This window comes from Virgisporangium aurantiacum (genome assembly GCF_016863635.1).
GTDB classification, from domain to species: domain Bacteria; phylum Actinomycetota; class Actinomycetes; order Mycobacteriales; family Micromonosporaceae; genus Virgisporangium; species Virgisporangium aurantiacum.
In genome coordinates, this window is record NZ_BOPG01000007.1 from 17412 (window position 1) to 40248 (window position 22837).

The window sequence follows — 22837 nt, forward strand, 5'->3', positions numbered from 1 at the left end:
TCTACGGACGCTCACCGGCTGCGGCCGGCCAGGCCGGGAGTCTCCGGTTGTCATGTCCGAATAGCGCCAGCCAGCGCGGCGAAACAGGGGCAGGATCGAACGCATGGAGCTGGACTTCGAACAGTGCTACCGGGCGCTCGCCAGCCGGGACGACCGGTTCGACGGCTTCTTCGTCACGGCCGTACGCACCACCGGCATCTACTGCCGCCCATCGTGTCCGGCGCTCACGCCGAAGCGCGGCAACGTGACGTTCCTGCCGTCGGCGGCGGCCGCGCAGCGGGACGGGTACCGGGCCTGCCTGCGGTGCCGCCCCGACGCGGCGCCCGGCTCACCGGAGTGGAACGTGCGGGCCGACGTGGTCGCCCGCGCCGTGCGGCTGATCGCCGACGGGGTCGTCGACCGCACCGGGGTGCCGGGGCTCGCCGACCGGCTCGGCTACACCGAGCGGCACCTGAACCGCATGCTCACCGCGGAGCTCGGTGCCGGTCCGATCGCGTTGGCCCGGGCGCAGCGGGCGCAGACCGCGCGGGTCCTGATCGAGACGACCACGCTCGGCCTCGCCGAGGTGGCGTTCGCGTCCGGGTTCGGCAGCGTGCGCCAGTTCAACGACACGATCCGGGAAATCTACGGCAAGGCGCCGTCGGAGTTGCGCAGCAGGGCGAAGCCCGCCACGGGGGCGCTCACGCTGCGGCTGCCGTACCGGTCGCCGTTGCACGCCGAGGCGCTGCTCGACTTCCTCGGCGCCCGCGCGATCGACGGCGTCGACGAACGCACCAAAGACACCTACACGCGCGTCCTCAATCTGCCGCACGGAGCCGCGACGGCCGCGCTGACGCCGTTTCCCGGCCATGTCCGGGCCGAACTGACGCTCACCGACGTCCGCGACCTGGCGCCGGCGGTGAGCCGGTGCCGCCGCCTCTTCGACCTCGACGCCGACCCTGAGGCCGTCAACGAGGCGCTGGCGGCCGATCCGGCGCTCACCGAGACCGTCGAGAAGGATCCGGGCGTGCGCGTGCCGGGCGCCGTCGACGGCTTCGAGATCGCGGTGCGCGCAGTGGTCGGGCAGCAGATATCCGTAGCCGCCGCGAAACGCGTCCTGGCGAAGATCGTCACGGCCGCCGGCGGTGCCGGCTTTCCATCAGCTGACCGCGTGAGCGCGCTGCCCGACGACGCGTTCGCGATGCCCGGCGCGCGCAAGGCGACACTGCGCGCGTTGGCCACCGCCGTGGCCGAAGGGCTTCAACTGGACGGGGGAAGCGACCGCGACGAGGTGCGGGAGGCGTTGCTGGCGCTGCCCGGCATCGGCCCGTGGACCGCGGACTACATCGCCCTGCGGGCGCTCGGCGACCCGGACGTCTTCCTCCCCACCGACCTCGGGGTACGCCGCGGCGCGAAGGCGCTCGGGCTGCCCGACGACCCGAAGAAACTGGCCGCACACGCCGAACGCTGGCGGCCCTGGCGTTCCTACGCCACGATTCGCCTCTGGAGGCACGCGTGAATACCTATGTGTCCACTGTCGACACTCCCGCCGGTCCGTTCACGGCTGTCGCCGACGACGACGGCGCGGTGCTCGCCAGCGGCTGGACGTCCACTGTGGACGACCTGCTCTCGTTCGTCCCCTTGCCTTCTGTGCCGCAACCCCGCGCGGACCTCGGCGATGTCACGAAGGCCGTGGTGGCCTACCACGACGGCGACCTCGCCGCGATCGACGGCATCCCGGTGCGGCAGTCCGGCGGGCCGTTCCTCACCCATGCGTGGACCGTGCTGCGAACGGTGCCCGCGGGCGCACCGGTGACCTACACGATGTTCGCCGACCTGTCCGGGCGGCCGGCGGCCGTGCGCGCCGCGGCGATGGCCTGTGCGAAAAACGCGGCCGCGCTGTTCGTGCCGTGCCACCGCGTCCTGCGCCTCGACGGCTCGCTCGGCGGATTCCGCTGGGGACTGCCGGTAAAGCGGTGGCTTCTCGACCACGAAGCGGCCTAGCGTCATTACATGACGGATACGCAGCGGCTTGACGCGCCGCCACGGATCCCCGAGCGTCCGACGCTGGACGGGCTCGCGGAGAAGTGGTCGCGCCGGTGGCAGGAGGAGGGAACGTACGCGTTCGACCGCTCGGTGGAGCGGGCCGGCGTGTACTCGATCGACACACCTCCGCCCACCGTATCGGGCTCGCTGCACGTGGGAAGCGTCTTCTCCTATACACACACCGACCTGATCGCGCGTTATCAGCGGATGCGCGGTCGGGCGGTGTTCTACCCCATGGGCTGGGACGACAACGGCCTGCCCACCGAGCGCCGGGTGCAGAACTTCTTCAAGGTGACGTGCGACCCGACGCTTCCGTACGACCCCGACTTCGAGCCCGGCGCGCAGGCCGCGGTGTCCCGGCGGAACTTCACCGAGCTCTGTTCGCGGTTGACCGCGGAGGACGAACGCGCGTTCGAGGAACTGTGGCGGCTGCTCGGGCTGTCCGTGGACTGGAACCACCAGTACACGACGATCGGGCCGGAGTCGCGGGCCGCGTCACAGAAGGCGTTCCTGCGCAACCTCGCCCGCGGCGAGGCGTACCTGGCCGAGGCGCCCACATCGTGGGACACCACGTTCGGCACCGCGGTGGCACAGGCCGAAACGGAAGACCGGGAACGTCCCGGCGCCATGCACCGCCTGCGGTTCGGCCCGTACGAGGTCGACACGACCCGGCCGGAACTGCTGCCGGCGTGCGTGGCACTGGTGTGCCATCCCGGCGATTCGCGGTACTCCGTGGGCTCGTTCGTGGAGACCCCGTTGTTCGGCGTGCGCGTGCCCGTGCTGGCGCACCACCTGGCCGACCCGGAGAAGGGCACCGGGCTGGTGATGGTGTGCACGTTCGGCGACGTCACCGACGTCACCTGGTGGCGCGACCTCGCGTTGCCGGCCCGCGTCGTGCTCGGCCGCGACGGCAGGTTCCTGCCGTCGGCACCGTCCGATGTGGACGATTCCGCCTACGCGTTTCTCGCCGGCCGCACGGTGGCCGCGGCGCGGCGGGAGACGGTGACGCGGCTGCGCGAATCCGGCGACCTAATCGGCGAGCCGGAACCGTTGCGGCACAAGGTGAAGTTCTACGAGAAGGGCGAGTTGCCGCTGGAGATCGTGACGTCGCGGCAGTGGTACATCCGCAACGGCGGCCGTGACGACGCGTTGCGGTCCGCTTTCCTCGACGCCGGCCAGGGGCTGGCGTTCGTGCCGTCGCACATGAAGCACCGGTACGAACACTGGGTGGGCGGGCTCACCGGCGACTGGCTCATCAGCCGCCAGCGGTACGCCGGCGTGCCGTTCCCGGTGTGGTACCCGATCGCCGGCGACGGCACGATCGGTTACGACACGCCGCTGGTGGCCCGCGAGGCCGACCTGCCGGTCGACCCGGCGTCCGACGTGCCGCCCGGCTACACCGAGGCGCAACGCGGGCAACCGGGCGGGTTCGCCGCCGACCCCGACGTGATGGACACGTGGGCGACGTCGTCGTTGACACCGCAGATCGCCGGCGGGTGGGAACGCGATCCCGACCTGTTCGCGCAGGTGTTCCCGTACGACCACCGGCCGCAGGGCCACGAGATCATCCGCACCTGGCTGTTCGCCACCGTGGTGCGCGCGCACTACGAGCACGGCGTGCTGCCGTGGAAGAACGCGGTGATCAACGGCTGGATCATGGACAAGGACCACAAGAAGGTCTCCAAGACCTACGGGTCCGCCGAGACGCCCACCGGGCTGCTCGCGCAGTACAGCGTCGACGCCGTGCGGTACTGGGCGGCGCAGGGCCGGCCGGGTGCCGATCTGACCTACGACGAGGCGCAGATGCGCGTCGGGCGCCGGTTGGCGACCAAGCTGCTCAACGCGTCGAAGTTCGTGCTCGGGTTCGGCACACCGGCGTCCGACGCGGTCACCGACCCGCTCGACCTGTCGATGCTGGCCGAACTGTCCACTGTGGTCTCCGCTGCCACGGCGGCGTTCGACCGGTACGACCACACGTCGGCGCTCGAAGTTACCGAGCGGTTCTTCTGGACCTTCTGCGACGACTACATCGAGCTGGTCAAGGAGCGTGCATACAACGGCGACGACTCGGCCCGGTCGGCGTTGCGAGCCGGTCTCAGCACGCTGCTGCGATTGTTCGCACCGGTGCTGCCGTTCGTCACCGAGGAGGTGTGGTCGTGGTGGCACGACGGCTCGATCCACCGCGCCACATGGCCTTCCGCCACTGGGCATGCCGGTGACCCGGCGGTGCTCCGCTTGACCGGCGCGGCGCTCGGGCAGATCCGCAAGGCGAAGTCCGACCGCAAGTTGTCGATGAAGGCGGAGGTGTCACGGGCCGAGATCCGGGGCACCGCGCCGGAGTTGGCGCTGGTGGAGTCCGCATTGCCGGATCTGAAGGCGGCTGGGCGACTCGCGGAGGTGATCCTCATTCCTACCGAGCACGGATCATCCGTTCCGCCAATCGGCTTGGTGGTCTCCTGCGCCCTGTGAGGCGTCACCGTACGATCTTTCATAGACGCCCGGATCCTGGCAGACTTGTAACGCTATGGATCCGGGCTCTTGACCCATGGTGATGCTCGTCGAGCTCCAAGGGAGCGAGGGACATTGATGTCCGGCGGACGCTGGAGTGACCGCACCCGCAGCGCGCTGGTCTTTGTCGGGCTGTTGCTGGTGACTCTCGGGGTGCTGGCCACGATCCGGCTCGAGAGCGACGCCGGTGCGGCCGCGCTCGTCGCCGGCGGAATCGCCGTCGGCCTCGCCGGCATGGCGGGCTCCCTCTCGTTCGGGCAAGCGGGCCGGATCACCGCGACCTCCGAGGCCCGGCTCTCGGCCGCCGCCGAGGCACAGCAGGCCGGCGACACCGAGGGCGCCCTCGACCGGTTCGCGCAGGCACTCAAGGTGTACGCGCCGGAGAACGCCGACTACCACGAGGCCGCCACGCAGGCGATGTACCAGGCGGCCGGCCGGGTCGGCGAGCAGTTGCGTCCGCTGTACGGCTTCCTGCTCAGCCCGCTGGCGATGTCGGGCTCGCTGGTGCTGGTCGACGTCCGCGGCGGCATCGGTTTTTCGTTGACCCGCATGCAGACCACGTACCAGACCCTGCTCATCGGCCCACCGGCCGTGTTCGACGCGGTGCTGGTCGTGCTCAACGCGTCCGCTCGAAACTCCACAGTGGACGCTGTCGAGCAACTCGCCACGGCGCTCGATCGCCCGATCGCCGCGGTCGGCTGGCGCGTCGGCGACGACGTCGACGGCCTGATCAGCGCGATCGAACGCGTCCGCGACGCGGCGAACCGCCGCGCCACCCGCCACCTCCCGGCCGGCGCCGGAGTCGGCGTGGCACCGGCGCCTCCGCAACGGAGCGTTCCCGCACAGGGCACCGGGCCGGCGGTCGAGTCGTCGGGAGCGACCGCGGTCGGCGCCGGGGGCGCACGCGGTGCGGGCCTCGGCGGGCCGGGCGGCGCCGCTGGCGGCGCGGTGGCGGGCGGAAGCGCGCCGGGCGGCGGGTCGGGTGGACGCGGGGTCGGCGGGCCGGGTGGACGCGGCGTCGGTGGCTCGGGTGCCGCGGCGGTCGGCGGCGGTCCCGGGGGTGCGGTCGGGGCCGGGTCGGGGGGTCGTGGGCCCGGTGGCCAGGATGAGCGTGGGTTCGGCAACTCCGGCGGGGCTGCTGGAGGCGGTTCGGGCGGCGGGCCCACCGGATTGGCCGGTCCGGGCGGTGCTCCCCGCGGTCCCGGCGGTCCTGGCGGAGGCGGTCCCGGCAGCGGCGGGCCCGGCGGCAGTCCGGGTGGCGGCAGTCCCGGTGGCGGCAGTCCCGGTGGTCCCCTCGGCGGGCCTGGTGGCGGCGGCTCGGGCGGTGTTCCGCGCGGTCCGGGTGGCGGGGGTAGTCACGCCGCGCCGGACAGCGGCCCGGCGATCGGTACGGCGCGGCCCGGTCCACCGGCGGGACCCGCCCTGGGCGGGGTGCCGACCGCCCCGCCGGATGAGCGGCCCACGGTCGGCCAGCCGAAGGTTCAGGGCGATCCCGGGCGGCAGGTCCTCGTGCCGGTGCCGATCCAGGGTCCGCCCGGGCGCGGCCCGGCGGGTCGGCCCGACGACGACGATCGGCAGGGCGGTGACGTCTTCGGTGGCGGCCCGGCCGACGAGCACGCACGCGGATCGGCCGCCGTTCCGCGGCAGTCCCAGGCGTCCCCGGATCAGACACCCGCGGCCCGGCAGCCGGCCCAACCGGCGCTTCCGGGGCGGCCCGGCGGGTACGACGACAGTGTCGTCTGGCGGCGGGCCACCGAACTGCACTGGCAGGGTCAGTTGCAGGAGGCCGAGTCGGCCTACCGCGAGATCATCGCCGACCGGACCCGGATGATCGGGCCGGAGCACCCCGATACGTTGGCCGCCCGCGACCAGCATGCCACCGTCCTGCGTGACCTCGACCGGCTCGGCGAGGCGTTGATCGAGTGCGAGGACGTGCTGGCCGCGCGCACCCGGTCGCTCGGGCAGGACCACCCGGACTCGCTGACCAGTCGCAGCCACCTGGCGACGATCTACCACCAGTTGGGCGAGCTGTCGCAGGCCGAGGCCGAGCACACCCGCGTGCTGCACGCCCGCACCCGGGTGCTCGGCCCGACCCACCAGGAGACGCTGATCAGCCGGTCGAACCTGGCCAAGGTGCACCAGGACCTGGGTGAGCTTGACCGCGCCGTCGACGAGCACCGGCAGGTGCTGGAGGCGCGGGCCCGGCTGCTCGGGCCGGAGCACCGCGACACGTTGATGAGCCGCTCGCTGCTCGCGTCGGCGTTGCACCAGGCCGGCCGGCTGGAGGAGGCCGAGGCCCAGCACCGGCGGGTGCTGCGGAGCCGGCTGCGCCTGCTCGGCCCGGTGCATCTCGACACCGCCGTGTCGCGGCACCGGCTGGCGAGCGTCCTGCACGACATCGGACGGCTGAACGAGGCGATCGCCGAGTACCGCGCCGCGTACGACATCTACTCCGAACTGCTCGGCGCCGGCAGCCCGTTCGCCCGCGCCTCGGCCAGCGACCTCGCGATGGCCGAGCGGGCCGCGACCCGCCGCTGACCAGCGCGCATCGCACGGTCACCCGGATTGTCGTACCCGACCGGCATGCTGTTGATCGTGGACGTTCTGTTGCTGTTCGTCGGTATCGCGATCGGTGTCGCGCTCGGGTGGTTCGCGGCCCGGTCGCGGGCCAGTTCCGAGATCGCCCGGCTCGATGCCACGTTGCAGGCCACCCGCGAGGGGGAGGCCCGGCTGGAACAGTCCCTGCGCACGCTCACCTACGAGGCCACCGAGCAGTCCCAGGCCGCGGTCGCCGAGGCGGTGGCGCCGCTGCACGACGTGCTGGCCCGGTACGAGCAGCGCGTCGGCCAGCTCGAGCGCGACCGGGTGGGTGCCTACGAGTCGCTCCGCGAGCAGGTGCGGGCGATGTCGGAGGTGTCCGGTCAACTCCGGGTCGAAACCAGCCAGCTCGTCGCGGCCCTGCGCGCGCCGCAGGTGCGCGGGCGGTGGGGCGAGCACCAGTTGCGCCGCATCGTCGAGGCCGCCGGCATGCTCGAGCACTGCGACTTCTCCGAGCAGGTCAGCGGCGTCACCGATGCCGGCGGTGTCCGGCCCGATCTGGTGGTGCGGCTGCACGGCGGGCGCCAGGTGGTCGTCGACGCGAAGGTGCCGTTCGAGGGCTACCTCGCCGCGATGGAGGCCGACGACGACATCCGGCGCGACCACCACCTGCTGCAGCACGCCCGCCAGCTCCGGGCGCACGTCGACCAGTTGTCGGCCAAGAACTACTGGGTGGCGTTCGAGCCGTCGCCCGAGTTCGTGGTGCTGTTCATCCCCGCCGATCCGTTCCTCGACGCCGCGATCAAGCGCGAGCCCACGCTGCTCGAGTACGCGTTCGCCCGCAACGTCGTGCTGGCCACGCCGTCGACCCTGGTGGCGCTGCTGCGCACGGTGGCCTACGCGTGGCGGCAGGAGGCGCTGGCCCGCAACGCGATCTCGGTGCACGCGCTGGCCCGCGAGCTCTACGGGCGCCTGTCGACGATGGGCGACCATCTCGCGAAGGTCGGCACGTCGCTGGGCGCGTCGGTCACGGCGTACAACAAGGCGATCGGCTCGTTGGAGGCGCGGGTGCTGGTCAGCGCCAGGCGGCTGGCCGATCTCGGTGTGTCGAGCACCGAGCTGACCACGCCCGAACAGGTGGAGGTGGCACCGCGGGCGTTGCAGGCACCCGAACTGGTCGACAGCGAGTACGAGGCGTTGCTCGGTGACCCGCCGGCGTACTAGATCAAGCCTGGGCCGCCGCGCGGGCCGCCTCCGCGGCCTTCATGTCGCGCTTGAGCTCCTGCGGCAGCGAGAACGTCAACCGCTCCTGCGCCGTGGTCACCTCCGACACGTCGGTGAAGCCGCGCTCGACCAGCCAGTCGAGCACCTCCATCACCAGTTCCTCGGGAACCGAGGCGCCGGAGCTCACGCCGACGGTCTGGGCGCCAGCCACCCACGCCTCGTCGATCTCGTGGGCGAAGTCGATCAGGTGGCCGGCCCGGGCACCGGCGGCGATCGCCACCTCGACCATGCGCACCGAGTTCGACGAGTTCTTCGAGCCGACCACGAGCATCACGTCGCACTCGGGTGCGATCTCCTTCACCACCTGCTGGCGGTTCTGGGTGGCGTAGCAGATGTCGTCGCTGGGCGGCGACTGCAGCAGCGGCAGCCGCTGCTTGAGCTTGTGCACGGTCTGCATCGTCTCGTCGACCGAGAGCGTCGTCTGCGAGAGCCACACGACCTTGCTCGGGTCGCGCACCTGCACCTTGTCGACGCTGTCGGGCCCGTCGACGAGTTGGATGTGCGCCGGCGCCTCGCCGGTGGTGCCGACGACCTCTTCGTGCCCCTCGTGCCCGATGAGCAGAATGTCGTAGTCGTCGGCCGCGAACCGGCGGGCCTCCACGTGCACCTTCGTCACCAGCGGACAGGTGGCGTCGATCGCCTTCAGCGAGCGCGCCTTCGCCTGCTCGTGCACCTCGGGTGCCACGCCGTGCGCCGAGAACACGACGATGGAGCCCTCGGGCACCTCTTCGTTCTCGTCCACGAAGATCGCGCCGCGGTTCCGCAGCGTGTTGACCACGTGCTTGTTGTGCACGATCTCCTTGCGCACGTACACCGGCGGCCCGTACAGCTCGAGCGCCTTCTCGACCGTCTGAACGGCCCGGTCGACCCCGGCACAGTAGCCACGGGGCTTGGCGAGCAGCACACGCTTGGGAGAAGTCACGCCCGCCATGGTACCGGCCGGTGGGCGGCCTTCAAGATCACAAAGATAGGGTGGACGCGTGGCTGAAGCGACCGCTGAGGAACCGTGGCCGGTTCGCGTTGTCAGCCAGAAGATCGGCGCCTGGATCGGCCGCCTCGGCTGGGTCTGGGTCGACGGGCAGGTGGCGCAGATCACCCGCCGCCCGGGCACCAGCACGGTGTTCATCACGCTGCGTGACCCGTCCGCCGATCTCAGCCTGACCCTCACGACGAACCGCGACGTGCTCGACTCCGGCGCGCCGAACCTCGACAACGGCGCACGCATCGTCGCCCACGCCAAGCCCGACTTCTACCCCGGCCGCGGCACGCTCAGCCTGCGCGCCGACGAGATCCGCCAGGTCGGCATCGGCGAGCTGCTCGCCCGCATCGAGCAGCTGAAGAAGCATCTCGCCGCCGAAGGGCTGTTCGACCCGACGCGCAAGCGGCGGCCGCCGTTCCTCCCCCGCCGCATCGGGCTGGTCACCGGGCGGGCCAGCGCCGCCGAGCGCGACGTGCTCACCAACGCCCGCCGCCGCTGGCCGGCCATCGACTTCCGGGTGATCAACGTCGCCGTGCAGGGCGCCACCGCCGTGCCCGAGATGATCAACGCGCTGCGCCTGCTCGACGCCGACGACACGATCGACGTGATCGTGCTCGCCCGGGGCGGCGGCTCCACCGAAGACCTGCTGCCGTTCTCCGACGAGGCGCTGTGCCGGGCGGTGTTCGCCTGCCGCACGCCGGTCGTGTCGGCGGTCGGCCACGAGGAGGACACGCCGCTGGTCGACTACGTGGCCGACGCCCGCGCGTCGACGCCCACCGACGCCGCGAAGCGCCTCGTGCCCGACCTGCGCGACGAACTCAGGCTGATCGACCAGGCCCGCTACCGGCTGCGGCGCGCTCTCAAGCACACGATCGACCGGGAACAACATCGACTGGACGGAATACGGAGCCGGCCGTCACTGGCCAAGCCGCACGCGATGCTCGACCAGCACCAGACCGACGTCGCGAACCTGCGCGACCGGGCCGCGCGCTGCCTGCGTCACCGGCTCGACCGCGCCGACGACGGCCTGAACCACACGACGGCCCGGCTGCGTGCCCTCTCCCCCGCCGCGACGATGCAGCGCGGCTACGCGATCGTGCAGCGGGCCGACGGCTCCGTCGTGCGCGCGCCGGCGGAGGTCGCCGCCGGCGATCCGCTGCGGATCAGGCTGGCCGGCGGCGAGATCCACGCGACCGTCTCCGAGGAGGACGCATGACGACGGAGCTGACCTACGAAGAGGCCCGCACCGAGCTGGCCGGCGTGGTCGAGAAGCTGGAGGCCGGCGGGGCGACGCTGGAGCAGTCGCTCGCGCTGTGGGAACGCGGCGAGGAGCTCGCCGCGATCTGCCAGCGCTGGCTCGACGCCGCCCGCGCCAGGTTGGACGGCCCTACTTCAGCGAGCGGATGAACTCCCGCATCTCCGCTTCCTTGGCCTTGCCGGTGACGATCACCGTGCGCTCGGCGTCCTGGTACACGTACGCCGTCTCGCCGTTGCGGGCGTTGTAGACCTGCCACTGCCGGCCACCCTCCTCGACCGACGCGCCGGTGGATGCCGCGTCGGGGCCGAGCTCGCGGGTGATCAGCGTCGCCGGAAGGATGTCGCTCTCGATCAGCTGGAGCGCGCCGTCGTCGGGGCTGCGCCAGCCGACGCGCAGCGTCGCGCCGCCCGAGTGCGGCTGGTAGTCGGCGCTGACCGACTTCCAGTCGTCCGACAGCCCCGTCGGCTCCAGTACCGGGAACTCCTTGGCGTCGCGCGCCTCCTCGTACGCCGGGCCGGCGTCGACCGTCGCCGTCCCGTCGCCGCCCAGGCACCGGTACAGGCCGAACAGCGTGAACACCACGACGAGCAGCACGCCGATCGAGATGACCATGTCGCGTGGGCGCCGGCCCAACCGCTGGGCCACCGCCGTGGCGGCCGGCTCGTGCGGGTTCAGCAGCCCGGTCTCCTCGACCTCCCGGGCGCCGTCGTCAAGGTCGTCGTCGTCGACGGGATCGTCGGCGGTCGCGACCGCCGCGGGCTCGCCGTAGTTCGGCAGCGGACCGTCTGCGGAAACAGGCGGCAGCGGCGCCAGATCAGGGTCGGTGGAGTCGGGGCGCCGCGGTGCGTGCCGACCGGACTCATCGGGCCCAGGGCTCGAAGTCACGAGGCCATCTTCGGTGTATGGCCGCAACGGTCGCAAGCCGACCCCCACCCGAACGACCGTTCAACGCGCTGACGTGGAAAAATGAGCGGATGGCCAGCCCCGTTCGCAATCCGCAGGATCTCGACCGCAACCTGGCTCTCGACCTGGTCCGGGTCACCGAGGCCGCCGCGATGGCCGCCGGGCGGTGGGTGGGCCGGGGCGACAAGGAGGGCGGCGACGGGGCGGCCGTCGACGCGATGCGGCGACTGATCAACTCGGTGCCGATGAAGGGCGTCGTGGTCATCGGCGAGGGCGAGAAGGACAACGCGCCGATGCTGTTCAACGGCGAGGAGGTCGGCGACGGCACCGGTCCCGAGGTCGACGTCGCGGTCGACCCGATCGACGGCACCACGCTGATGAGCAAGGGCATGCCGAACGCCCTCGCCGTACTGGCGGTGGCCGAACGCGGCACGATGTTCGACCCGTCCGCGGTCTTCTACATGGAGAAGCTCGCCGTCGGGCCCGACTGCGCCGACGTCATCGACATCGACGCGGGCGTGGTCGAGAACCTGCGCCGGATCGCGAAGGTCAAGCGGTCGAGCATCTCCGACGTCACCGTATGCATCCTCGACCGGCCGCGGCACGCCGACCTGATCAAGGAGGTGCGCGGCACCGGCGCCCGCATCCAGTTCATCTCCGACGGCGACATCGCCGGCTCGATCAGCGCGGCCCGCGAGACCAGCGACGTCGACGTGCTGATGGGCATCGGCGGCACGCCCGAGGGCATCGTCTCGGCGTGCGCGCTGAAGTGCATGGGTGGCGCCATCCAGACCAAGCTCTGGCCGCGCGACGCCGCCGAGCGCGAGAAGGCGCTGGCCGCCGGCCACGACCTCGACCGCGTTCTCGCCACCGACGAGCTGGTGCGCGGCGACAACATGTTCTTCTGCGCCACCGGCGTCACCAGCGGCGACCTGCTGCGCGGCGTCCGCTACCGGTCGGGTGGCGCGTACACGCAGTCGATCGTCATGCGGTCGAAGAGCGGCACGATCCGGGTCATCGACTCGTTCCACCGGCTGGAGAAGCTGGCGCTGTACTCGAGCGTCAACTTCGACGGCGGTCCCCTCGAGGTTTGAGCGCGAGCACAAAGCGCACCGCGGGCCTCGCCCTCGCGCTCCTCGGCGGGGTCTCGCTGGCCTCGCAGTCGCGGATCAACGGTGAGCTGGGCAGCCGGCTCGGCGACGGGGTCGCCGCCGCGCTCGTGTCGTTCGGGTCGGGGTTCGTCGTGCTCGCGGCGGCGGCGATCGCGCTGCCCGCCGGCCGTCGCGGGGTCAAAGCGCTCGGTGACGCGCTGAGCGTCCACAAGCTGCGCTGGTGGCAGTGCGTCGGCGGGGTGAGCGGCGGCTACTTCGTGGCGATGCAGGGTCTCACGGTGTCGATGATCGGCCTGGCCGTGTTCACGGTCGCGGCGATCTCCGGGCAGGTCGGCAGCAGCCTGCTGGTCGACCGCGCCGGCCTCGGTCCGGGTGGCCCGCGGCCGGTGACGGCCACCCGGCTGGTGGCGGCGGCGCTCGCGGTGGTCGCGGTGGTGGTCGCGGTCGCCGACCGGGTCGGTTCGCCAGGGGCTTTGGGACTCGCTGCGCTGCCGGCCGTTGGCGGCGTGGCCGTCGCGTGGCAACAGGCGATGAACGGACGCGTGCAGGCGGCCGCGGGCGCGCAGACCGCCACGTTTCTGAACTTCTCGATGGGCTTCCTGACGCTCGTGATCGTCTACTCGGTGCTGGGGCCGCTGCGCGGGTTGCCGTCCCGGTGGCCCGCGGAGTGGTGGCTCTACACCGGCGGCCTGCTCGGCATCCTGTTCGTGCTCGCCTCGGTGGTGGTCGTACGCACGGTCGGGGTCCTGATGCTCGGGCTCGGGTCGATCGCCGGGCAGGTGCTCGCGTCGCTGGCGTTCGACGTGATCGTCCCGGCCAGCGGCGACCACCTGGCCGCCAACACCGTGGCCGGCGCGTTGTTGATGCTGCTGGCGGTGGCGGTCGCCGCTCGGTGAGGGCTTTTGTCGTACCTGTGGCGTAGCGTCCGTCGAATGGTGGAGATCCGGGCGGTCGACGCCTCCTGCCACGACGCGGTGGCGGAGCTGTTCACCGCGAACAACACGGTCGCCGGCTGCGGCTGCATGTACTTCGTTCTGCCGAACAAGGAGTTCTCGGCCGGTTGGCACAACCGCGCCAACCGCGACCGGCTGCTCGCCGAGCTCTCCGAGCGCCCGCCCATCGCGCTGGTGGCGTACTCCGGCGGCCGCGCGGTCGGCTGGTGCGCGGCCGGTCCCCGGGAGCGCTACGCGCGGGTGCTCCGGTCGCCGCTGATGAAGGCCCGCGAGCCGGCCGAAGACGGCGCGGTGTGGTTCCTGCCGTGCCTGTTCGTGCGGGCCGGCGAGCGCCGCAAGGGCGTGGCCGCCGAGTTGCTGGCCGCGGCGGTCGGCGTCGCCCGCGAGCACGGCGCCACGGCGGTCGAGGGCTTCCCGTACGTGGGCGGCGAGAAGCGGGCCACCGGCGAGGCCTACATCGGCACCGAGGCGATGTTCGCCGCCGCCGGCTTCACGCTCCGCGCCCGGCCGTCGGCCAAGCGCGTGATCATGCGGGTCGACTTCTAGGCTTTCAGCCGGCGTCGGAGGAGTGGCCCGGGAACAGGTGCGCGGCCGGGTCGATCGCGATCGCCGCGTTGTTCACGGCCGTGGCCGCCTCGCCGAAGCCCACCGCGATCAGCCGCACCTTGCCCGGGTAATCGCTGATGTCGCCGGCGGCGAACACCCGCGGCAGGTTCGTGGCCGTGGTCGAGTCGACCTTGATGTGGCGCTTGTCGAGGTCGAGGCCCCAGTCGACGAGCGGGCCGAGGTCGGCGGTGAAGCCGAGCGCGGCCACCACCGTGTCGGCCGGCAGCAGCCGCGGCGCGCCGTCGCCCTTCACGGTGACCTCGACGCCGCTGACGCTCTCCGTCCCGTGCAACCGCTCCACCTGCGCGTTGACGATGATCTCGACGGGCAGCGCCTGTACCCGGGCCACCGTCGACGCGTGCGCCCGGAACCGGTCGCGCCGGTGCACCAGGGTCACCGAGCGGGCCAGCGGCTGCAACGCCAGCGCCCAGTCGAACGCCGAGTCACCCCCGCCGACGATCACCACGTGGTGGCCGGCCAGGTCGTCGAGATGCGGCACGAAGTAGCAGACGCCGGTGCCGGTGAACCCGGCCGCGCACGGCAGCGGGCGGGCGCTGAAGCTCCCCAGCCCACCGGTGATGATCACCGACCCGCAGTTCAGCAGCGTGCCGTCGGACAGCCCGAGCACCGGCTTGCCGTCGAGGTGGTCGATCGTGTCGGCCCGCACCCCGAGCAGGTAGCCGGGGTTGAACTGGGCGGCCTGCTCGACGAGGTTCGTCACCAGGTCGCGGCCGCGGATGGCGGGGAAGCCGGCGACGTCGAAAATCATCTTCTCCGGGTACATCGCGGTGACCTGGCCGCCCGGCTCGGGCAGCGCGTCGATCACCACCGTCGAGAGGCCCCGGAACCCGGCGTAGTACGCGGCGAACAGGCCGGTCGGGCCGGCTCCGACGATCGCGAGGTCGACGTCACGCATGCCGACACACCTCTACACTTCGACTTCCGCGCGCTTCCGCCACCGCAACCGGCTCAGGAATCCGGGCCCCTGGCTGCGCCGGCGGAACATGATCGCGGCGATCGCCCCGCCGATGAAGCCGAACAGGTGCCCCTGCCACGAGATCCGCTCGTCGGTGGGCAGCACGCCGAGCAGCGACCAGCCGTACAGCAGCGCGATCAGCAGCCCCACCGCGATGTTCCACCAGCTGTGCTCGACCAGTCCGCGCGTCAACAGCACCGCCAGGTAACCGAAGATCACCCCGCTGGCGCCGACGGTGACCGTGTCGGTCGGGCTGAAGAACCACACCCCGACGCCGCTGACCAACGCGATCAGGATCGTCGACGCGATGAACCGGCTGCCGCCGGCGGCGAGGACGAACGTGCCCATCAGGATCAGCGGGATGCTGTTGCCGACGAGGTGGGTGTAGTCGACGTGCAGCAGCGGCGCGAACACGATGCCGTCGAGCCCGGCCGCGTTGCGGGGCTGGATGCCGCCGGCCTGGTCGAGCCGGCCGTCGAGCTGCATGTCGACCAGTTCGATCACGAAGAGGATCGGGACGAACGCGCACATGGCCACGAAGGCCTTGCCGATCGACGCATAGAACGCCTCGGTGCCGAACCTGGAGGCGTCGGACTGGGTGAAATCGGCCGCGGTCACGTAGAGATAGTTAGCAGTACGTCAGGCGATCCGCAAAGCAGAGCGGGGCGGACCTCCGGTCCGCCCCGCTTTGTGCGTTTTCGCTAGTACCAGCCGGTGTTCTGCGAGTGGTTCCACGCGGAACACGGGCTGCCGTACCGGTCCTTGATGTACCCGAGGCCCCACTTGATCTGGGTCGCCGGGTTGGTCATGTAGTCGCCACCGGCGCTGGCCATCTTGCCGGGCGGCAACGCCTGCGCGATGCCGTACGCACCGGAGCTGGGGTTACGAGCCTTCTCGTTCCACTGGCTCTCCTTCGTCCACAGCTTCTCCAGGCACCCCACCTGCTGGAGGTCGTAGCCGGCGGCGAGCGTCATCGAGCAACCCGTCTTGCGGTTGCCGCTGTAGACGTTGCACGAGGCGGGTGCCGGCGGAGCGGTGACGCCGGGCTTGCCCGTCGGGCTCTTGGACCCCGACGCCGACGCGCTGGGCGACTTCTTCGCCTGCTCCGCCGCCGCGACGGCGGCCTCGTCGGCCTTGCGCTGCGCGGTGTCCCGCGCGGCCCGTTCGGCCTCGGCCCGCTCCGCGTCCTGCCGCTCGAGATCGGCCACGTTGAGCGGCCGGGAGTTCGCGGCGTTGTTGGCGCTGGCGGGTTGCCGGGCAGGACCGTCGGCGGCTACCGCGACTCCACCGGCGACGCCCCCGACGAGGACCAGCGCACCGAGCGAGCGGTAGAGGCCGGCGCGGTTCCACAGCCGGATCACAAACAGGTTCCCTTCGTCGGGGACAAGGCGTCCGGACCCGATGCACGGCAACTGACCGTGACCGGGTCCGGCGGGCAGATCGGCCACCGAGTTCCCGACCGATCGACGGAGCCACCCACAGGGGCGGGCAGATCCGTCGAACACCATTACGTAGAGAACCCTCAGGTCGCGAGTTGACCTGAGGGTTCTGTGATTCATGTCACGCTATCAATATGGTCGAAAACAGGAAATTTACGGCGAGAACGAGTCGTCCTCCAGAAGATCGGTGACCACCTCGGCGATCGCGGAGCGTTCCGATCTCGTCAACGTGACGTGAGCGAAAAGCGGATGCCCCTTCATCACTTCGATGACGGCGGCGATTCCGTCGTAACGGCCCACGCGCAGATTGTCACGCTGAGCAACATCGTGGGTGAGAACGACCTTGGACCCGGTGCCGATGCGCGACAGCACAGTGAGGAGCACGCCGCGTTCGAGCGACTGCGCCTCGTCGACGATCACGAATGCGTCGTGCAGGCTCCGGCCGCGGATGTGGGTGAGCGGAAGCACCTCCAGCATCCCGCGGGCGGCCACCTCCTCCAGCACGTTGTCGTGCACCACGGCGCCCAGCGTGTCGAAGACGGCCTGCGCCCACGGCGCCATCTTCTCGGCCGCGTCACCCGGCAGGTAGCCGAGTTCCTGGCCGCCCACCGCGTACAGCGGGCGGAAGACCACGACCTTCTTGTGCTTGCGCCGCTCCATGACCAGTTCCAGGCCCGCGCACAGGGCCAGCGCCGACTTGCCGGTGCCGGCCTTCCCGCCGAGCGACACGATGCCGATCGTCTCGTCGAGCAGCAGGTCGAGGGCGACCCGCTGTTCGGCCGAGCGGCCCCGCAGCCCGAACGTGTCGCGGTCGGTCCGCACCAACCGCACCGTCTTGTCGACGCCCAGCCGCCCCAGTGCCGACCCGTTGTTCGACTGCAGCACCAGGCCGGTGTGCACGGGCAGGTCCAACGCCGCCGGCACGTCGAGCGCCTCACCGGCGTACAGCTGCTTCACGTCGTCCTCGGTGACCGTGACCTCGACCATGCCGGTCCACGTCGGGTCGGTGACCGGCGTCTGCCGGTACTCGTCCGCCCGGAGGCCCACCGCGGCGGCCTTGACCCGCAACGGCATGTCCTTGGTGACGAGCGTGACGTCACGACCCTCCGCCGCGAGACCGAGCGCGACGGTGAGGATGCGCGCGTCGTTCGTCTCGTTGCGGTAGCCCAACGGCAGCGCCGACGGATCGGCGTGGTTGAGCTCGACGCGCAGCGTGCCGCCCACCTCGTTGATCGGCACCGGCTGGTCGAGCCGGAGGTGCTTGACCCGCAGTTCGTCGAGGAAGCGCAGCGAGCGCCGCGCGAACCAACCGAGTTCCGGATGGTGGCGCTTGGCCTCCACCTCGGAGATGACCACCAGGGGGAGCACCACTTCGTGCTCGTCGAAGCGCTGGAACGCGCCCGGATCAGACAGGAGGACCGACGTGTCGAGAACGATCGTGCGCCGGGCTGGAGCGGGCTCGCTGTCGGTGGCGGCCGCGCGGGCGCGGGAACGGGTCCTCTTCACCGGCGCTGTTGCCGGCGACGACGACGGGGCGGAGGCCTGCTGCGGGACGCTGCCCCGCGAGCTGGAACGACGAACGGTCACAGGGCATCTCCGGCGGACGGGCACCCCCGGCCCACGTCTTGCTGCCACCGGCACCCCGGCGCGGGAGGCGGGTGCGCTTCCCGCGTTTCGTGGTACAGCTTGAGCCGCACATCATGACCCCGGAGCCTGCCGGGCGGACCCGGAAAACCCGGCTCCGCACCACAGACGCTAACCCCTGGGAATCGCTTCGGCCAGCCGCAACGCTGGTGCAGGTCAGGTGCCGAATCGGCGCTGGCGGTTGGCATACGAACGCAACGCCCGGAGAAAGTCGGTGCGGCGGAACTCGGGCCAGTAGGCGTCGCAGAAGTAGTACTCCGAGTTTGCGCTCTGCCACAGCATGAATCCGGAGAGTCGCAGCTCGCCGCTCGTGCGGATGAGCAGGTCGGGATCGGGCTGCCCACGCGTGTAGAGATGGTCCGCGATGTGGTCGGCGTCGATGATCTCGGCCAGGTCCTCGATCGACGTGCCCCTGGCGGCGTGCTCGAACAGCAGCGAGCGCACCGCGTCGGTGATCTCCTGCCGGCCGCCGTAGCCCACCGCGATGTTCACCTGCGCGCCACCCGATCGGGTGAGCGTGTCGGCCTGCGCCGTCTTGAGCACCTCCGCGGTGGCGGCGGGCAGCAGGTCGAGGGCGCCGACGATCTTCAGCCGCCACGGGTTCCCGGCTGCGGCCAGCTCGGTCGCCAGGTTCTCGATGACGCGCAGTAGCGGGTCGAGCTCGGCGGCCGGCCGGGACAGGTTGTCGGTCGACAGCAACCAGAGGGTGACGTGGTCGACGCCCGCCTCGTCGCACCAGCGCACGAGGTCCTTGGTGCGCTCGGCACCGGCCAGGTACCAGTCGTCGGGGTCAGCGAAACCCTGGTCGCGGGCCCAGCGTCGGTTCCCGTCGCACATGACGCCCACATGACGCGGCAGCGGCCGGCCGCTCAGGGAATCGAGCAGCCGTCGCTCGTACACGGCATAGAGGACGTCACGGATCCGGGCGCGCAGGCTCACGGAACGAGGCTAGCCAGCGGCCCGTCGGGAGCCGCTGGTCTGCACAGTTTCTTCGCAACTACTCCACGCCGAGGCGCGCCTTCAGCGCGTCGAGCTCCGCCCACAGAACGCCGGGAAGCTTGTCGCCGAACTTGGTGAACCACTCGGTGACCTGGGGAATTTCGGCCCGCCACTCGTCGGCGTCGACGTTCAGCACGGCCGCGAGGTCGGCCGGGTCGAGGTCGAGACCGTCGACGTCGAGGGCGCCGGGCGCGGGCACCATGCCCACGGGCGTCTCCACGGCGTCGGCCCGACCTTCGAGGCGCTGGACGACCCACTTGAGCACCCGCGAGTTCTCGCCGAACCCGGGCCACAGGAAGCGGCCGTCGTCGCCGCGCCGGAACCAGTTGACGTAGAAGATCTTCGGCAGCTTCTTGTCGGCGGCACCGTCTCCGGCGCCCTTGCCCATGGCGATCCAGTGCCCGAAGTAGTCGCCGGCGTTGTAGCCGATGAACGGCAGCATCGCCATCGGGTCGCGCCGGACGACGCCGACCTTGCCGGCCGCGGCGGCGGTGGTCTCCGACGACAGCGTGGCGCCCAGGTACACGCCGTGCACCCAGTCGCGGGCCTCGGTGACCAGCGGGATCGTGTCGCGGCGGCGGCCGCCGAACAGGATCGCGTCGATCGGCACGCCCTTGGGGTCGTCGTACTCGGGCGCGAGGATCGGGCACTGGCTGATCGGGGTGCAGAACCGCGAGTTCGGGTGGCTCGACAACTCGTCCGAGTCGGGCGTCCAGTCCTCGCCCTTCCAGTCGGTGAGGTGCGCGGGCGGGTCACCCATGCCCTCCCACCAGATGTCGCCGTCGTCGGTGAGCGCGACGTTGGTGAACACCGAGTTGCCCTTGGCGAGCGTGCGCATCGCGTTGGGGTTGGTCTTCCAGTCGGTGCCGGGCGCGACGCCGAACAGGCCGTACTCGGGGTTGGTGGCGTAGAGGCGGCCGTCGTCGCCGAAGCGCATCCACGCGATGTCGTCGCCGAGCGTCTCGACCTTCCAGCCGGGGACGGTCGGCTCCAGCATGGCCAGGTTGGTCTTGCCGCAGGCCGACGGGAACGCCGCCGCCACGTAGTAGGTCTTCTGCTCCGGCGAGGTCAGCTTCATGATCAGCATGTGCTCGGCCAGCCAGCCCTCGTCGCGGGCCATGGCGCTCGCGATGCGCAGCGAGTAGCACTTCTTGCCCAGCAGCGAGTTGCCGCCGTACCCCGACCCGTAGCTCCAGATCTCGCGGGTCTCCGGGAAGTGCGAGATGTACTTCGTCTCGTTGCACGGCCACGCGACGTCGGTCTCACCCGGTTCCAGCGGTGCGCCCAGGGAGTGCAGGCACGGCACGAACTCCGCCGCGTCACCCATCTTCGCCAGCACTTCCGTGCCCATGCGCGTCATGATCCGCATGCTGGTGACGACGTACGGGCTGTCGGTGATCTCGACGCCGAACATCGGGGCGGGCGCGTCGAGCGGACCCATGCAGAACGGGATGACGTACATCGTCCGCCCGCGCATCGACCCGCGGTACAGGTCGGTCATGACCCGTTTCATCTCGGCCGGTGCCAGCCAGTTGTTGGTCGGGCCGGCGTCGGCCTCGTCGACCGAGCAGATGAACGTGCGCTCCTCGACCCGCGCCACGTCGGTGGGGTCGGTACGGGCCCAGAACGAGTTGGGCCGTTTCTCCTCGTTGAGCCGCACGAGCGTGCCGGCGGCGACGAGGTCGTCGGTCAGGCGTCGCCACTCGTCGCTGGAGCCGTCGCACCAGACCACGGAGTCGGGGGTGGTGAGTTCGGCGACCTCGCGCACCCAGGTGAGCAACTTGGCATGGCTGGTGGGGGCTTGATCAAGCCCCGCAACGGTGGCCGGAGCGGACATGGGCATCTCCTTGCGGTCGGCTTGCCTGTCGCAGACCCGGTGGCCGAGGACCCGTCATGCTGTTCGCGTTGGGGAGGATGCAGCAGCCCTGCCGAGCCGTTGGGTGTGGCGCGACAGTTGGGTCGTTTAGGGGTTGCCTCAGCGTAAGCCGACGTTAACGAGACGGCAGCCGACGTCCCTTGTGAAAATTTGCACAAGACGTCAATCTTTTCACGTACGACGCGCAGAGCAGCACGTTTATCCCGTGCAACACGCAGTTCTGCGCACGCTTTCAAGATCCGCATCGTGGGCGCGGTGATCTTGACGGTCCCGGCCATCACCCCTCAAGATCAAAGTGGACGCGTGCCGCGGCCGGCAGCATGCGACCCCGCCCACTACGCTCGTACGCGTGTCGACCACTACAACGCCCGGAAGCGGCGATGAACCCGACGCCGCCTCACATTCGGTCGACAGCACGTCGGCGGCGATCGAGGTCGCCGAGGCGGCCAGCGAACTCGACGAGGCGGTCCACGCACCCGGCGCCGAGCAGCCGGAAACCCGGCCGGGCCTCCGCGGCCTCTACGACCGGTTCGCCCATCTGATCCATGAACTGGGCAAATTCGGCGCCGTCGGCATGGTTGCCTTTGTGATTGACGTCGCAATCTTCAATTTGCTCCGCCAGGCGGGGGTCGAGTCACTCACCAGCGCGGCGATCTCCATGGCGGTCGCCGCCACCGCCGCGTTCATCGGAAACCGCTTCTGGACCTGGCGCGATCGCGAACGGTCCGGGCTGCGCCGCGAGTACACGCTGTACTTCATCTTCAACGCGGTCGGCCTGCTGATCGCGTTGACCTGCCTCGCGATCAGCACGTATGGACTCGGAGCGATCTGGCCGGTGTTCACCGAGCCACTCGCCGAGAACATCTCGAAACAGATCGTGGGCGGTGCGCTCGGTACGGTCTTCCGCTTCTGGAGTTACCGGAACATCGTTTTCCGTACAGCTTCGTAACGGCCCGATAACCGTTTGCACACAAGGGAAGTAACGGCCGCCGGATCGAAATCTCTTTGCGATGCAACGGCTTGCATCGTCACGTACAGTTGCCCAGGTGCTTCCAGCCTCGGTCACTTCGGTCCTGCCCCAGCGGGTGCGTTCACTCGTACCCGAGGTGTCGGCTTTCGCCGTGATCGGCGCCGCGAACTCGGTGCTCTACTTCGTCATCTTCAACGTGACGATGACCATGGGCGCGGTGAAGGCGACGATCCTCGCGAACGCGATCACCACGGCGCTCGCCTATGTCGCGCACCGCTACTGGACCTACCGCGCCTCGGCGAAGACGCAGGTGCGCCGCGAGGCGGTGCTGTTCGTCGGCTTCAATCTCGCCGGCACGTTCATCCAGTCGGGTGTCGTCGGCGTGGCGAAGTACGGCTTCGGCCTGTCCGAGACCACCGACCGCCTCTGGCTCAACGCCGCCACGATGGTCGGCATCGGCCTGGGCATGGTGTTCCGCTTCTGGGCGTACCGCACCCTCGTGTTCCGGCCGCACCCGGCCGACCACGCCGCGCCCACCACCGCCGTCGAGGCGATCGCCGAGGCCTACGAGGAGGAGGCGGAGTTCCAGCAGCTCACCGCCCCCCTCGAAGTCGAACTGAAGGTCAAGCAGCGCTCCGCCCCCGACGGCGAACCCGCCCACCAACGCCCGTAACCCCGCGTCCTCGGCGCCCCCGCGTCCTCGGCGCCCCCGCGTCCTCGGCGCCCCCGCGTCCTCGGCGCCCCCGCGTCCTCGGCGCCCCCGCGTC

At 70.8% G+C, this 22837-nt stretch carries 20 protein-coding genes; 12 read left to right on the top strand and 8 right to left on the bottom strand.

Going from position 1 to position 22837, the window contains the following annotated elements; genetic code table 11:
• Positions 1-103: 103 nt before the first annotated feature.
• The 5 genes from Vau01_RS05155 to Vau01_RS05175 all read left to right on the top strand — a co-directional run bounded on the left by Vau01_RS05155 (position 104) and on the right by Vau01_RS05175 (position 8295).
• A complete protein-coding gene (locus Vau01_RS05155) occupies positions 104-1498 on the top strand; it encodes a DNA-3-methyladenine glycosylase 2 family protein (protein ID WP_203987842.1) in 1395 nt (464 codons plus the stop codon).
• Entirely contained in the window at positions 1495-1983 is a 489-nt protein-coding gene (locus Vau01_RS05160) for a methylated-DNA--[protein]-cysteine S-methyltransferase (RefSeq protein ID WP_203987844.1), read from the top strand. The genes Vau01_RS05155 and Vau01_RS05160 overlap by 4 nt, the downstream gene beginning before the upstream one ends.
• Before the next feature lie 9 nt (positions 1984-1992).
• Complete coding sequence (gene valS / locus Vau01_RS05165) at positions 1993-4494, top strand: valine--tRNA ligase (protein ID WP_203987846.1); 2502 nt, start codon at positions 1993-1995, stop codon at positions 4492-4494.
• 117 nt (positions 4495-4611) lie between these two features.
• The gene (locus Vau01_RS05170; protein WP_203987849.1) at positions 4612-7071 is read left to right on the top strand and encodes a tetratricopeptide repeat protein; all 2460 of its coding nucleotides are present in this window, start codon (positions 4612-4614) and stop codon (positions 7069-7071) included.
• Between the two features lie 45 nt (positions 7072-7116).
• Complete coding sequence (locus Vau01_RS05175) at positions 7117-8295, top strand: DNA recombination protein RmuC (protein ID WP_203987852.1); 1179 nt, start codon at positions 7117-7119, stop codon at positions 8293-8295.
• A 1-nt stretch (position 8296) separates the two neighbouring features.
• Here the strand turns inward: Vau01_RS05175 and Vau01_RS05180 are convergent, their stop codons facing one another.
• The gene (locus Vau01_RS05180; protein ID WP_203987855.1) at positions 8297-9286 is read right to left on the bottom strand and encodes a 4-hydroxy-3-methylbut-2-enyl diphosphate reductase; all 990 of its coding nucleotides are present in this window, start codon (positions 9284-9286) and stop codon (positions 8297-8299) included.
• Between the two features lie 49 nt (positions 9287-9335).
• Between Vau01_RS05180 and xseA the strand changes: the two genes are divergently transcribed.
• Both xseA and Vau01_RS05190 read left to right on the top strand, forming a co-directional pair.
• Positions 9336-10550, top strand: a complete 1215-nt coding sequence (xseA, locus tag Vau01_RS05185) for an exodeoxyribonuclease VII large subunit (protein WP_203987857.1) — start codon at positions 9336-9338, stop codon at positions 10548-10550.
• Positions 10547-10741, top strand: a complete 195-nt coding sequence (locus tag Vau01_RS05190) for an exodeoxyribonuclease VII small subunit (protein ID WP_203987859.1) — start codon at positions 10547-10549, stop codon at positions 10739-10741. The genes xseA and Vau01_RS05190 overlap by 4 nt, the downstream gene beginning before the upstream one ends.
• On the opposite strand, the gene Vau01_RS63180 is transcribed toward Vau01_RS05190, so the two are convergent.
• On the bottom strand, positions 10722-11477 hold the full coding sequence (locus tag Vau01_RS63180; protein ID WP_239151318.1) for a DUF4245 domain-containing protein: 756 nt from the start codon (positions 11475-11477) through the stop codon (positions 10722-10724). The two genes, Vau01_RS05190 and Vau01_RS63180, sit on opposite strands and share 20 nt — an antisense overlap.
• An 89-nt stretch (positions 11478-11566) precedes the next feature.
• On the opposite strand from Vau01_RS63180, the gene glpX reads away from it, so the two are divergent.
• The 3 genes from glpX to Vau01_RS05210 are packed head-to-tail and all read left to right on the top strand — an operon-like array spanning position 11567 to position 14106.
• On the top strand, positions 11567-12589 hold the full coding sequence (glpX, locus tag Vau01_RS05200; protein WP_203987861.1) for a class II fructose-bisphosphatase: 1023 nt from the start codon (positions 11567-11569) through the stop codon (positions 12587-12589).
• Positions 12586-13503 (top strand): DMT family transporter, encoded by a 918-nt coding sequence (locus Vau01_RS05205; protein WP_203987864.1) that lies wholly within the window; start codon positions 12586-12588, stop codon positions 13501-13503. The genes glpX and Vau01_RS05205 overlap by 4 nt, the downstream gene beginning before the upstream one ends.
• Before the next feature lie 36 nt (positions 13504-13539).
• Positions 13540-14106: a GNAT family N-acetyltransferase gene (locus tag Vau01_RS05210; RefSeq protein WP_203987865.1), complete on the top strand. Its 567-nt coding sequence runs from the start codon at positions 13540-13542 to the stop codon at positions 14104-14106.
• 4 nt (positions 14107-14110) lie between these two features.
• Here Vau01_RS05210 and Vau01_RS05215 read toward each other — a convergent pair whose 3' ends face one another.
• The 6 genes from Vau01_RS05215 to Vau01_RS05240 form a co-directional block, all read right to left on the bottom strand.
• Entirely contained in the window at positions 14111-15082 is a 972-nt protein-coding gene (locus Vau01_RS05215) for an NAD(P)/FAD-dependent oxidoreductase (protein ID WP_203987867.1), read from the bottom strand.
• Positions 15083-15094: 12 nt separating this feature from the next.
• Positions 15095-15760 carry a rhomboid family intramembrane serine protease gene (locus Vau01_RS05220; RefSeq protein WP_239151319.1) on the bottom strand — a complete coding sequence of 222 codons (666 nt, stop codon included), beginning with the start codon at positions 15758-15760 and terminating at the stop codon, positions 15095-15097.
• 83 nt (positions 15761-15843) lie between these two features.
• The gene (locus tag Vau01_RS05225; protein ID WP_203987870.1) at positions 15844-16503 is read right to left on the bottom strand and encodes an aggregation-promoting factor C-terminal-like domain-containing protein; all 660 of its coding nucleotides are present in this window, start codon (positions 16501-16503) and stop codon (positions 15844-15846) included.
• Between the two features lie 231 nt (positions 16504-16734).
• On the bottom strand, positions 16735-18087 hold the full coding sequence (gene phoH2, locus Vau01_RS05230; RefSeq protein ID WP_239151320.1) for an RNA 5'-3' helicase PhoH2: 1353 nt from the start codon (positions 18085-18087) through the stop codon (positions 16735-16737).
• A 294-nt stretch (positions 18088-18381) separates the two neighbouring features.
• Positions 18382-19164, bottom strand: a complete 783-nt coding sequence (locus Vau01_RS05235; protein ID WP_239151321.1) for an isoprenyl transferase — start codon at positions 19162-19164, stop codon at positions 18382-18384.
• Positions 19165-19222: 58 nt separating this feature from the next.
• Complete coding sequence (locus Vau01_RS05240; RefSeq protein WP_203987876.1) at positions 19223-21061, bottom strand: phosphoenolpyruvate carboxykinase (GTP); 1839 nt, start codon at positions 21059-21061, stop codon at positions 19223-19225.
• 334 nt (positions 21062-21395) lie between these two features.
• On the opposite strand from Vau01_RS05240, the gene Vau01_RS05245 reads away from it, so the two are divergent.
• Both Vau01_RS05245 and Vau01_RS05250 read left to right on the top strand, forming a co-directional pair.
• Entirely contained in the window at positions 21396-22049 is a 654-nt protein-coding gene (locus Vau01_RS05245; RefSeq protein ID WP_239151322.1) for a GtrA family protein, read from the top strand.
• Between the two features lie 97 nt (positions 22050-22146).
• Positions 22147-22743 (top strand): GtrA family protein, encoded by a 597-nt coding sequence (locus Vau01_RS05250; protein WP_203987879.1) that lies wholly within the window; start codon positions 22147-22149, stop codon positions 22741-22743.
• Positions 22744-22837: the final 94 nt, after the last annotated feature.

Excerpts from the sequence above, each read along its gene's own strand:
- Vau01_RS05240 (WP_203987876.1), bottom strand. The coding sequence starts at position 21,061 with ATGTCCGCTCCGGCCACCGTTGCGGGGCTTGATCAAGCCCCCACCAGC.
- Vau01_RS05170 (WP_203987849.1), top strand. The coding sequence starts at position 4,612 with ATGTCCGGCGGACGCTGGAGTGACCGCACCCGCAGCGCGCTGGTCTTT.
- glpX (WP_203987861.1), top strand. The coding sequence starts at position 11,567 with ATGGCCAGCCCCGTTCGCAATCCGCAGGATCTCGACCGCAACCTGGCT.
- Vau01_RS05155 (WP_203987842.1), top strand. The coding sequence starts at position 104 with ATGGAGCTGGACTTCGAACAGTGCTACCGGGCGCTCGCCAGCCGGGAC.
- Vau01_RS05190 (WP_203987859.1), top strand. The coding sequence starts at position 10,547 with ATGACGACGGAGCTGACCTACGAAGAGGCCCGCACCGAGCTGGCCGGC.
- Vau01_RS05180 (WP_203987855.1), bottom strand. The coding sequence starts at position 9,286 with ATGGCGGGCGTGACTTCTCCCAAGCGTGTGCTGCTCGCCAAGCCCCGT.
- Vau01_RS05175 (WP_203987852.1), top strand. The coding sequence starts at position 7,117 with ATGCTGTTGATCGTGGACGTTCTGTTGCTGTTCGTCGGTATCGCGATC.
- Vau01_RS05210 (WP_203987865.1), top strand. The coding sequence starts at position 13,540 with ATGGTGGAGATCCGGGCGGTCGACGCCTCCTGCCACGACGCGGTGGCG.
- Vau01_RS05215 (WP_203987867.1), bottom strand. The coding sequence starts at position 15,082 with ATGCGTGACGTCGACCTCGCGATCGTCGGAGCCGGCCCGACCGGCCTG.
- valS (WP_203987846.1), top strand. The coding sequence starts at position 1,993 with ATGACGGATACGCAGCGGCTTGACGCGCCGCCACGGATCCCCGAGCGT.